8 protein-coding genes are annotated in these 12,425 nt (G+C 61.9%); 2 read left to right on the forward strand and 6 right to left on the reverse strand.

Features of this window, described 5'->3' with window-relative positions:
- Positions 1-278 precede the first annotated feature (278 nt).
- Together ACP7DW_RS08340 and bla are read left to right on the forward strand one after the other, a co-directional pair.
- Positions 279-2,954: a hybrid sensor histidine kinase/response regulator gene (locus ACP7DW_RS08340; protein WP_426054569.1), complete on the forward strand. Its 2,676-nt coding sequence runs from the start codon at positions 279-281 to the stop codon at positions 2,952-2,954.
- Entirely contained in the window at positions 2,947-3,840 is an 894-nt protein-coding gene (gene bla / locus ACP7DW_RS08345; RefSeq protein ID WP_426054568.1) for a class A beta-lactamase, read from the forward strand. Before ACP7DW_RS08340 ends, bla begins: the two co-directional genes overlap by 8 nt.
- A gap of 117 nt (positions 3,841-3,957) precedes the next feature.
- Here the strand turns inward: bla and ACP7DW_RS08350 are convergent, their stop codons facing one another.
- The 6 genes from ACP7DW_RS08350 to ACP7DW_RS08375 form a co-directional block, all read right to left on the reverse strand.
- The gene (locus ACP7DW_RS08350; RefSeq protein ID WP_426054567.1) at positions 3,958-4,398 is read right to left on the reverse strand and encodes a DUF695 domain-containing protein; all 441 of its coding nucleotides are present in this window, start codon (positions 4,396-4,398) and stop codon (positions 3,958-3,960) included.
- 38 nt (positions 4,399-4,436) lie between these two features.
- Positions 4,437-5,084 carry a hypothetical protein gene (locus tag ACP7DW_RS08355; protein WP_426054566.1) on the reverse strand — a complete coding sequence of 216 codons (648 nt, stop codon included), beginning with the start codon at positions 5,082-5,084 and terminating at the stop codon, positions 4,437-4,439.
- Between the two features lie 100 nt (positions 5,085-5,184).
- Positions 5,185-5,451, reverse strand: a complete 267-nt coding sequence (locus ACP7DW_RS08360; RefSeq protein ID WP_298410610.1) for a PAAR domain-containing protein — start codon at positions 5,449-5,451, stop codon at positions 5,185-5,187.
- A 13-nt stretch (positions 5,452-5,464) separates the two neighbouring features.
- Positions 5,465-7,081: a type VI lipase adapter Tla3 domain-containing protein gene (locus tag ACP7DW_RS08365; protein WP_426054565.1), complete on the reverse strand. Its 1,617-nt coding sequence runs from the start codon at positions 7,079-7,081 to the stop codon at positions 5,465-5,467.
- 58 nt (positions 7,082-7,139) lie between these two features.
- On the reverse strand, positions 7,140-9,431 hold the full coding sequence (locus ACP7DW_RS08370) for a T6SS effector phospholipase Tle3 domain-containing protein (RefSeq protein ID WP_426054564.1): 2,292 nt from the start codon (positions 9,429-9,431) through the stop codon (positions 7,140-7,142).
- An 18-nt stretch (positions 9,432-9,449) separates the two neighbouring features.
- Positions 9,450-12,245, reverse strand: a complete 2,796-nt coding sequence (locus tag ACP7DW_RS08375; protein ID WP_426054563.1) for a type VI secretion system Vgr family protein — start codon at positions 12,243-12,245, stop codon at positions 9,450-9,452.
- Positions 12,246-12,425 lie beyond the last annotated feature (180 nt).

The following is a 12,425-nucleotide window of genomic DNA, read 5'->3' on the forward strand; positions in this document are numbered from 1 at the left end:
GCAAGAATATTGTTATGTAAAATATTCATTCATCAACATAACGGGCCGACTAGTGGTTATTCAGCCACAATAGCGCCCCTGTTTTGCTATTTCCTTGCCATTTCCCCCGCTGACTGGCTGGATGGCGCGCCTTTTTCTCGTGGGCTGCAGAAAGTAGAATTGGCGTCCTGCAAGACAGCCCAGAGCGTAAAAATAGTTGTAATATCGCCAGAATTGAACTGCCATGCCGCCCCATCCCAGTGCGGCGGCGGTACCCCGCACCATCGTCGATCGCCTCCATGCCAGAACCGAGCCAGCCCAGCAACGCCGTCCCGTCCTCCATCGCCGCCGCCCAGGCCGCCCATTCACTGCTGCGCGCCCATTGCGACATCGTCTGGAGCACGAAGACCTTCGGCCAGTTCGATGCCGACCAGCCCTCCTGGCGCGCCTTCACGGGCCAGACCGAAGCCGAACTGCTGGGCCGCGGCTGGCTCAATGCACTGCATCCGGACGACCGCAACTTGCCTTACGTCATGCCGTCACATCTGACGAGCGTGTTCGAAGCGGAATACCGGCTGCGCCACGTCAGCGGCACCTACCGCAATATGGTCGTGCGCATGCTGCCTGTGCTGGCGCCCGACGGCAGCATCGTTGAATGGCTGGGTTCGCATTGCGACGTGACGCAGCAACGGCAGACGGAACAGCGGCTGCGCCTGGCCATGCAGGGCGGCCGCATGGGCACGTGGGAGATCGACCTGGGCAGCGGCAGCATGGCCGGCTCCGACGCGTTCAAGGCCAATCTGGGCCTGCCACCTGCCAGCCACGTCGACTACGCGCAGCTGACGGGCGCCATGCTCGACGGCGAGCTGCAGCACTGGCAAACGGTGGTGCATGCCGCCATCGCCAGCGCCAGCGATTTCGAGATCGACATCCGCGTGCGCTGGCCCGATGGATCGCTGCACTGGGCGCACATGCGCGGCACCTGCACCAGCGACGGCGCCGGCAACGTGATCGCCCTGTCCGGCATCTCGCTCGACCTGACGACCAGCAAGCAGAACGAGGAAACCCTGCGCCTGACCCTGGAGGCCGGTGAAGTGGCCACCTGGAACTGGGACATCGTGGCCGACCGGGTCACGGCCGACAGCAATATGGCGCGCTTGTTCTCCGTCCATGCCGATGCGCCCCCGGTGGCGCCGCTGGCACACTACCTGGCGCTCATCCATCCCGATGAGCGCGAGCAAGTCAGCGCGCAGATAAGCCAGGCGGTGCACGCGCACACGCCGTTCGAGGCCAGCTACCGCATCGGCGCCGGCGATGGCCAGTACCGTTCGGTCATCGCGCGGGGCCGCGCGGAGTATGCGCCCGATGGCACACCCTTGCAATTTCCCGGCGTCCTGCTCGACATCACGCGCCAGAAACAGGTGGAAGATGCGCTGCGCCGCAGCGAGGAACGCTACCGCACCTTGATCGAGCTGATGGACCAGGGCTTTTGCGTGATCGAAATGCTGTACGACGAGCAGGGCCGCCCTATCGATTTCCGCTACCTGGAAGGCAACGCCGCCTTCGTCAAGCAGTCGGGGCTGGTCAATGCCATCGGCAAGACCATTCGCAGCTTCGTGCCCGACCACGACCAGCACTGGTTCGACCTGTACGACCAGGTCGTCAAGACGGGCGAACCCGTGCGCTACGAAAACGAAGCCGTGGCCATGGAGCGCTGGTTCGAGGTCTTCGCTGCGCGCCTGGGCGGCCCCGGCAGCCGCCTGCTGACGGTGCTGTTCAGCGACATCAGCGAGCGCAAGCGCTCGGAGCAGCAATTGCGCCAGTTGGCCGACAACCTGTCCGAGATGGACCGGCGCAAGACGGAATTCCTGGCCACCCTGGCGCACGAATTGCGCAACCCGCTCGCGCCCATCCGCAACGGCTTGCAGATCATGCGCCTGGCCGCCGACAAGCCCGCCACCATGGCGCGCGTGCGCGACGTGATGGAGCGGCAAGTCAATCAGATGGTGCATCTGGTCAATGATTTGCTGGACGTGGCCCGCATCACGCGGGGCCAGATCGAACTCAGGCTGGAACGCGCGGACTTGAAAACCATCATCGCGGGCGCCGTGGAAACGAGCATGCCGCTGATCGAAGCGGGCCGCCACCAGTTGCAGGTAACGCTCGATGAGCAGGCGCTGCCGCTCGAGGCCGACCCCACGCGGCTGGCGCAAGTGCTGGGCAATTTGCTCAACAATGCCGCCAAGTACACGCCCGCCGGCGGCCATATCAGCTTGCGCGCGGTACGCGATGGCGACGAGGCGCTGATCGAGGTGCAGGACAGCGGCGTGGGCATCCCCGCCGAGTCGATCGCCACCGTCTTCGACATGTTTACCCAGGTGGGACAGAACATGGGCCGCGCGCAGGGCGGTCTGGGCATCGGCCTGTCGCTGGTGCGGCGCCTGGCCGAGCTGCATGGCGGCAGCGCCACGGCGGCCAGTCCCGGCGCCGGCCTGGGCAGCACCTTCAGCGTGCGCCTGCCCCTGCTGCTGGCGGAAGCGCAAGCGCCCGCCGCACCGGCCGCGCCGCTCCGCAGCGCCAGCGGCCCGCACTTCCGCGTGCTGGTGGTCGACGACAATATCGATGCGGCCGATACCCTCGCCGCCGTGCTCGACATGATGGGCCATGCCACGCAAGTGGCCCACGATGGCGCGCAGGCGCTGGAAGTGGCGCCGCAGTTCTTGCCAGACGTTATCTTCCTCGACATCGGCTTGCCTGGCATGAACGGCTACGAGGTGGCGCGCGCGCTGCGCCGGATACCGGCCGGCGCCAACGTCGTGCTCGTCGCATTGACGGGCTGGGGCGCCGAAAACGACCGCAGCCAATCGAGCGCGGCCGGCTTCGACCACCATCTGACCAAACCGGCCAACCTGCTCGCCATCGGCGAATTGCTGGCCACCCTTTCCACACCAACAATACCGACAAACCATGACTGAATCCCTGAACCACGTCCGCCGCCACCTCCTGCTGGCCAGTGGCGCCGCCATGCTGTGCCCGGCACCGCTGCTGTTTGCCGCGCCCGCCACCAGCATCGCCGCCGCCCACACGCAGCTGGCCGCGCTGGAACAGGCCGCAGGCGGACGCCTCGGCGTTACCGCCTGGCGCCACGGCAGCGAGCTGCGCGTGGCCTACCGCGCCGACGAACGTTTCCCCCTGGCCAGCACCTTCAAGGCGATGCTGGCGGCCGCCGTACTGGCGCGCAGCGTCAGCCAGCCGGGCTTGCTGGACCAGCACGTGCGTTACGAGAAAAAGGAACTGGTCACCTATTCGCCCATCACGGAAAAGCATCTGGCCGATGGCATGAGCGTGGCCGACCTGTGCGCCGCCACCTTGCAGTACAGCGACAATAGCGCAGCCAATTTCTTGATGACATTATTAGGCGGGCCGCAAGCCGTGACGGCGTTTGCGCGCAGCATCGGCAATACGGTGTTCCAGCTGGAACGCTGGGAAACGGAACTCAATAGCGCCATCCCCGGCGACGTGCGCGACACGGCCAGCCCTGCGTCGATGGCGCACAGCTTGCAGCAGTTGTTATTGGGAAATAGCTTGCCGGCGCCGCAGCGCCAGCAACTGGACGCCTGGATGCGCGGCAACACGACGGGCGACAAGCGCATCCGCGCCGGCGTGCCTGCCGGCTGGCAGGTGGCCGATAAAACGGGCTCGGGCGCGTATGGCAGCGTCAACGATATCGGCGTGGCCTACCCGCCCAGCGGCGCGCCGCTGGTGATCGCCGTGTACTACACGCGCGAACAGAAAAACGCGGACACCAACCAGGACATCATCACGGCCGCCACGCGCATCGTGGCGGCCGCGCTGACCTGATTAGATCCAACCCTGATAAAACCGTCGCGAGCGGAAGAGAGCTGTCGCCGAGAGCGGAACTGTGCTTTAGCACAGTGAGCATCGCAGGTGGCAGATCACGACGCGCAGCAGGTTTGATCAGGTCGTTGGGGGTAAGGCCGCCATGAAACCCGCGTAAGTCGACCAGGCGGGGTCGGCCGCGCTGCGGATTTCAATCGGGAATTTCGGGCGCGGCGCCAGCGCGGTGTTGAGGCGGTTGAAAAATTCTTCGCCCGACTGCGTGTAATAAATCCATTCGCGCAGGTTTTCACCGGTCGACACCAGCGCCAGCGTGGCGAAGCCGCCCTCTTCCACCACGGGCGCCAGCGCCGCTTCCAGCTCTTCCATGTGCTCGCGCTCGTTCGGCGCGGGCATGCCTGTTTCATCTTCATAACGCCAGGCGATGATGATGCGGTCCGGTTGCGACGACAGGTCCCAGTCGTCATGGAAGGCCTCGACATAGCGGTAGATGATGGCCATCTCGTCGCTATGCGTGACGATGGTGCCCCAGCTGCGGGCGGAAGTGGAATTTTCGTTCATGGTTGCAACAGTCAAAAAATAAATCGAAGAGGCGCAGCTTACAGCACTGGCGGGCAAGTCACATTCCAGGCGTCATACTGGGCGCCGCTCTTGCGCAGCCAGACGCGCGCGTAGCTGTCGCGGTCGCTCTTGAACACCAGTGCATAACGCTCTTCGGCCCTCGGCGCGGCGGCGCCCACGTCAACGGCCGCCAGCGCAAACTTCAGCGCACGCAGCGGCGCGCAGGCCGTGTTACCTGCCATCAATAACCGCGCCCGCTCCAGCAGCGGCTTCTGGTACAGCAACACGCCTTCCAGTTCCACATCGGGGACGCGTTGCAGCATGCGCACGGGTTCGGCCACGGGGCGGCAGGTGCCACGGTCGAGCCAGGCAAAATATTCCATGCCCGCCTCCTGCCAGCGCGCCTGCTTGCCTTCGCCGTGCAGCACGAACTTGGTGCGCTGCGTGCGGCACAGCGCGCCATGGCCACGGTACGGCGACGTTTCCACGCTGCCCACCACTTCGCTGCCATTGCCACCGACCACGGGCACGCTCTCGAACACGGTGCGCGCAGCGGGCTCGCCCGGATATTGCTGCGCATAAAATTCCAGCAAGGACGCGCGCTGCTGCGCATCCACCACCACCGCCTCGGCGGCGCTGGCTGAGATGCACACGGCCGATACGGTAAAGAGCGCTACAGAGCGCATGAAATATCCTGGCATGGCATTCCTTCAATCGACGTTCAGGGGCGGGTATCGCCCAAGCGCAGATTATATAGTTACCAGGAAATACCAGGAGCGCGCCGCGTCAGGCCGTGCGCAAGGTGGCGCCGCCAGCGAGCAGCTTGGCGCCGCAAGTGGTGGTGTCGCCCTCAAAGGCGATGGCGATGCCGTTGATGCTGTGCCGGGACGAGCCGCTGGCAATCTTGCAGCCCTGATGTCCCTTGATGGGGCAGCTGCACAAGTCCCCGACGCAGGCGACCGCAATCCCATTGACCGTGAAGTGCGTGGCGGCACAACTGAGCACCTTGCCGCCGTGCGACGTGGCGTCGCCCAAACGGATGACTTTGCGCATGCTGCCTCCCGAATTATTGTCCCGCCGAGCTTTCCAGGATGGCGTCCACCGATGGCGCCGCATAGTTGGCTGGATCGACGGCGGGCGTGACGCGGCTGCGGAAGATATCGCCGCCGGCATCCTGCTTCTTGCGGGTTGCGTCCGATGGCGGCGTGATGAAGATGATGCTGGCCTCGTTGCTGTCGCGCAGATTGATCGCCGCACTGGCGCCACCATCGCGATAGCTGCCCATCACGCCGATGGCCATCTGCATGAACCAGGTGGCTGCACCCGTATTGCCCAGGCGAAGATCGGTATTGATGAACTGCGCGCTCTTGCCGCTGTCGATTTCCGGCCCGCCCTGTGCCGTGTAGTCATGCAGCAGGCTTTCCAACATCAGCAACTGTTCCGGCTGATTTCCCGTGCCGGCCACGATGCGCGCCGGCCCCTTGCCGCGCTGCGCCTCCGACAAGGTCTGCAGTGCCTGCTGCCAGCCTGCATTGAATATCTTCTGGCGCGCGTCGCGCCGCGTGACGGGCTTGCCTTCTTCATCCGCGAACTTGACGAATACAGGCCGGTGCACGAAACCGAACGAGGGCAGGCGGTCAAAGGTTTCCATCTGTTCCCGGTTCCAGGGAATGGGGAACCACGGCGTCGGCTTCCAGTCACGCGGGGGGCGATTTTCCCAGGGATTGAGCTTGTCGAACGTATGCAAGCCCACGCCACGGATATCGGGCCGCTGGGCAAAAGCGGCGGCAGCGGCGAGCCATTCGGCGACGGTGGGTTGACGAGGCATGCTAAGACTGGACCATATTGATTTGACTGGCCTGGCCAATGAACTCTTCAAATCGTAATACATGGCCTTGAAGTGCCCCTGTACAAACTTATTCTCGGGATCCTCCCATACGTAAGGGCGCAAAGGATCTATTCTTTCGCGGCGCGCCAACACAAACACGGCGGTGGCATCGGGCATCTCGGGGATGTAATAGCCATCCTTTAGTCTCATCGCATCACCCGGCTTGCGACCTCCATCGCGCGTACCCACACTATCTTCGGAATGTACGACAACATAAGGCAGCTCTGGATGTTGGTCGAAAAATTCAAAGGCTTCAATCAACAAGCGATCCGGTCTCTCATCCAATTTCCAAGGACCTATCGAAAATAAATGCGCCGGCAGGCCAATTGTCGACGCACCCGCTACCAGTCCAGCCATCGGCTCGTACAAACTGGGTTGCTCGTCAGGATCAAGAATGGGAGAACCAGCATACAACGATGGCAAGCCCCAATACATGGGTGTGAAATTAACGCCGTTTTCCAATGCGTCGCAGGCTCGGCCTCCCCCCTGCCCATCCTTATCCATCCCTTTCCACGGATACTTCGTCGGATCCTGCTCACGTATGCTGGTATAAGCACTTCCTTTTTGTAAGATATCCCACAGCTTTCCTTGTCGATACTTATCCAGGGTAACGCCAAGTCCAATCACCTCCAGTACATACTCCCGCACCGGTTCCACAGGCACCTTTGGCTGTTTCGCCTGCAACTGTGACGCAATTTCACGTGCCTGACTCTTAGATGCGGCGCCTAGCCATAACCAGCCAGCAAATAAAATTACAACAACTATCGATATCCCCAACCAACGAAGCATCATCATAGTTCTCACCTTTTGGGTCAGCAATTCTGAAGGAAGCACAATCAGTCCCAATAACCTGTTATCGATGCGTCTTGGACACGCTACTTATCTTTTTTTCAGCCACTATTTTCATATTTTTTGTTTGTGATACGACAATCTTCCATAAAGCGCCCGACAATAATGGTAGTCCTGCAGGCAAATTTCCGCTGTTGTAATAGCCAATATTTCCTTCAATAATTGATTGCCGCCATGCTGGCTCAACATCCAGATAAGAAGAATACAAAGCACGAAATCGATGCATTAATAGTATTCCGTCTCTCGGTTGCTCACCTTTCTTCAGCATCTTCACCCGCCAATCCGCCACCGCACATAAATACGCATAGAACTGCGGATCGGATGACGCCTTGCCGCTACCAATCGCCACGTCATACGCGGTCACCTGGCTATGATTTTTCGCGCTACCGATAATGGAACTGTGGAAAGACTTGGCACTGACTTCCCGCTGCCAGCGCAAGCGCGCCTCGTTCGGGCTTTCCTGAATTTTCGCCACGACCTTGCTGTCAGGGTAGCGTTGCGCCGATACAATTTCGCGTTGATCCAGCTTGTCTTTCACGTCCAGTCCTTTTTCCTTGTTGTAGCTTGCCGTCATCAATGCCAGCTCTCGTGGAGTGAGGTGTTCCACCCGTTCGGGAAACTTTTGATAACCACCAGGATCAGGACGATATTCGCTGCGTAATTGCATGCCGCTCCCGCTGGTCGGTGCGACCGACGCATCGCAGGGATCGACTTCGTCCGCAGGCCCCTGATCGGCAACAGGACGGTTTCTCATCATGGACGTTGCCGGGATATTTACCGGATCGATTTGCGATGTGCCGCGCAAGTCGGCGGCTACGGGCTGCTTCAATGCTTCGCCCGTGATAGTACGAATGCCATTGCGCTGCTCCGTCTTGCTCAACCGGGTATTGACAGGCCAGGCCACCGCTTGATGTTGTGCACGGTGTTTTCGCAAAGAAACCTCCACGTGCGATTGCTCCGTTTCCGTCGACAGACGCAACGGAAAGTCAAACGGTGGCGGCTTGCCCACCAACGACACCGTGGTCTTTCCCGTGGCCGGATCGAGCCGGGTCTTGTTGCTGAATACCCGCTGATAAAATCTGCCACCCAGTTCCGCCAGCGCGCTCCGCACCTTTTGATGTTCCACTATCTTGGTGTGCCCGGAGGAGATACTGTAGCCATCAAGACTCGATGTCTCTTCCTCTTCCACCAATTCACTTCCCGATGCATGATCGGGCACACCATCCCACCCTATGCCCTGAATGTTATCGAGTGCCACCGTCATGTCTTCAGGGCAGAAATACAGATAAACCTTGCGGCGATTGTCGCGGTCGTCGGCACTCTGCCAGCGGCTGCCAACCATGCCGCGATGCTCGTCCTTTTTCAAGTCGGCAAACGACGGCTGGCAGGCCTGGCCACTGCCTTTTGCCACCCCGGCCACGATGTTTACCAATGTCTGCAGGCGCGCGCCCATGGTCTGCGCACCACTGAGCAAATGGTAATAGGGCTTCATCGCCGCATCCTCGCCGCCATCGAACCAGGCGGCACCTCGCATCAACAGAGGCAGGCTGTCCACCAGGCTGTATGGCGGATGCGTGAGTATCAAATTATCGGCCGGCGCCAACCCCTTTTCCATCAGCATGGCTTGCGCCAGCAGCGACAGCAGGCAGCCCTGGCTGTGCGCGACGATGCTGACGGTGTCCTGGGCATCATAATCGCGGATCATGGAAATGAGCGCGGCCAGGCGCTGCGCCGCCAGCACCATGTACATGCGGCCGGGCGCCGTCCTCAGCGGACGCAAGGCATCGCCCATGGGGTCCGCCGGCGCATACATGCCCGGACGCCACATGTCGGGCAAGCTGCTGGTGGCGTTGCCAAAGGGGCCGCCTTCCTTCGACAGATCCTTGTCCAGCCGGTTGCCGTAGCGATCGACGAACTGACCGTTGACGGTAGTCGTCTTACCCTCAACTTCGCGGTAGCCCCAGTAAAACGGAATCACGGGGCTGTTGGTGTCCTTGGCGATCGTGCGCTTGAAGAAGACGGCGTCGGGATCATCTTCCAGCTTGTCCTTGTCCGCCGCCACGGGCATGCGGTATGACGCGGGCGTAAAGCCGCGCCCCAGCCTTTGCGTCAAGCCCTCGCACAAGCCGTGCTCCACCGCCTTGTAGCTGACGCCCACATCGTTGACGCCATGGATGACGATGATATTACCCGGCAGGTTGCGGCGTATCTTGACCTTCTTGCAGACGGTGCGTTCGCAATGCAGGAGCGCCACGTCATCGCCCACCACGTACGGCACTTTCGGATAGCTGCCCATCGCACTCTCCTGGCGTCATCAATCCTTGTTGTTGAACACTTCGATGGCGGCCAGGTGCATCGCCGCGCGCTCCAGCACGTCCGTCTTGCCGCCTCCATCGCTGCGGCCATCAGCCGACGAGCCATCCTCCAGCTTCACGGCAAAGTGCGCCTGCGGCGCCAGTTGGGGAGCTGGCGGCACACCATCGACAGGGCTGTCGTCGCCCTCGTATTGAAAAATGAATTGCTGGTCGGCCTTGCCCTCGGCAAAGCTTGGCAACTCCACCGCCATGCTCTGCGGGTCGTTGAAAACAAAATTGGGCGCATTGAAGTTCAGCGGCGACTGGCTGCCGAAGGTGATGCCGTCGGCGATGCGGATGAATGCGCCATGCTTGGAGATCAACACGATTTCATCGGCCATGCCCGTCAGCTTGCCTTCGCTGGCGGTGAGCTTCAGGTTTTTCCCGGCATTGAGTTCCATGTCGTCATGCTGGCTTTGCAGCAAGAACTTGCCATGGTGGGCGATGGCGCGGATGCCATCCGCATGGGCAAACAGCGAAATGCCCTTGCCCGCGTTGACGCTGTAGCGCTGGCCTGCCACCGCTTGCAGGTGCTGCTGCGCCACCGTATCGATATTGCTGACGGCATAGCTGACGATGGCCTTCGAACTGGCAAAGCTGATGCCGGCCGGCGCCGTGACGGCAATCGCCGCCGCACCGCCCAATTCGGCACGCGGCTGCGTATTGCTGCCGCCTTCCCAGCTTTTCAAGCTTTGCTGCAACTCCTGCTGCGCTTCGTCCGCGTTCTCCAGCGCCTGATGCGTGGCGGCATAACTGCCCAGCGAGCGAAACAATTCCAGACAGTTCTCCATCAGGCCCAGATATTCGCTGCGCGCCATGTGGCCGCCATCGCCGTTCAGCCGCTTCCAGGCCGAGAGCAGCATGCCCTTGCCCGCACGCATGGCCAGTTGCTCATCGGTGCGCAGCTCGGCCCCCTCGCCGCGCGCGTCGCCTTGGCCATTGCGCCGGTCCTGCGTCAGCCAGCCCAGGTTGAGCTGGCTGGAACCGTGATCGCTGGCAAGCTGGGCGTTGATTTGCCCATGCACATCGTCAAAGCGCAGCTGATTGCCACGCGTGCCCTTGATCTCGCGGCTCTTGATGCCGGACAAATAACGGTTGCCAGGCAGGTCGCCCACCTTGCTCAAGGCCACCGGCCGCGCATTATGGTTGTACAACTGGCCCACGATAATGGGCCGGTCCGGATCGCCGCCCAGGAAAGCCAGCAAAACTTCGCTGCCGACGCGGGGCAAGCCCAGATAGCCGCATTGCTGCATGCTGCCAGGTCCGTTTCCCGCCCAGCTCGACGCGACGCGCACCCAGGCCGAATCGGCATCCGTGTCGGAGGCGCCCGTGCCGCCTGCATGCTCATGGTCCAGCTTGCGCGTGGCGGGAAAGCGCACCTTGACCCGGCCCATCGCATCGCAATGGACCTCCTCGTTGGCCGGCCCCACCACCACGGCGCTTTGCATGGTGACTGGCGGCAAATCACTGCGCGTGTCGTAGGCCGGCACGATGGCCACGCCGCGCCGTACTGCCGTCAGTTCGATCTGCATGCGCAAGGGGCCACCGTCCACGGCAGCCGCCAGTTCGCGCTGCGGCAGCGATGCCTCATCGGCCAGCCAACGGTTACGCGCGAACAAACGCGCCACCCGGGCGGCCAGCTCCCTGGGTAAATTGTTTTGCGCCGCCACGTGCAGCGACGTGACGACAAAATCGCGCGCGGCCGCTGGCAAGGCGTCAATGTCCGGATGCTCGGCCAGCGTAAAATATTCACCCGGACACAGGTCGCGTACGCTGCCTTCGGCATGAAAGCAATGGCTCTCGTAATCGTGCTGCTGCATGGCCAGCATGCCCAGCTGACACAAGGCATCATGATCGATGCCCGCGCGCGGCGGCAGCACGCGATAATCATCAAGGGTGGCGGCAATGGCATTGCCATGCATGCCTTGTGCACCCTGCCCCAAGGCATCGGCGGTCATGAACGGCCGCGCGCGCGGGTGTTCCTCATTCCAGCTATGGCGCGTCACCTTGCCCGCCTGCAGCTTGCGCACTTCGTTCCACGACGTCAGGGTGTCGCGCTCTTCAGTTGCCCGGTCCGCGTGATAGCGCACCGTGTCGGCCATGTTCTTTCGCAAGCCATCGGCGTGGTTGAATAACACCAGGGTATGCGCCGGCTCGGCATATGCATTCGTCTTGCCCTCGGCACGAAAAAACCAGGCGACGCCGCTGCGCTTGAGCAGGCGCCGCACGAACGCCGCATCGGATTCATTGTGTTGCATGACAAACTCGCGCTGCGGATACGTCTGCGCCTCGAAGAAATCGGCAAACGCATACTGGAAGGCATGCGCCATTACCGTATTGCTGCGTATCCACTCATCGAGCAGGGTCTTGACGATCTCGATATCCGTCAGACGCCGGAAGACGCGCGTATTGCAGCGTTTTTCCATGATGGCGAATGCGTCCGTCAGCACCAGCTGGTAGCTGGCGAGCGCGCCATCGCTGTCACCGGCGCTCGCTTGCGTGACGAGGCCGCAGATGCTGCGCAGCTGCCCCTGGTCGGTGACTATATCGATAGCGGCCGGCAAGGCAATCAAACTACTGAGCGGCAAGTCGGCATGCGTCGAAACGCACAGCACGCGGTATTCGATCCCGCCGCAGATGGCCTCGCTGCCGGCGATACGCTGCGGCATCAGCACACCGGCAGGTATCTTGGGCGACACCCCCAGGCGCAGGCGCAAGGGACGTTCGCCACCCAACATCGATTCAACACCGTCCATGGCGCTCTCCCCGTTCCTACATCAAGCTGGAGAACCGACAATGCCACGGGATGGCAAGGAAATACTTGATATTTAGTAAGAACCTGCCAAGGTTCCCATCACTTCCGTCAGCCTTTGCCGCCTGGCCAGCACGACGGGGCCCAATCGCTGCGCCCCGGAAGCTGCAAGTTCATCAACGCA

Origin of the sequence: Janthinobacterium sp. PSRC1-1 (assembly GCF_049897525.1) — a bacterium.
GTDB lineage: Bacteria > Pseudomonadota > Gammaproteobacteria > Burkholderiales > Burkholderiaceae_D > Janthinobacterium > Janthinobacterium tructae.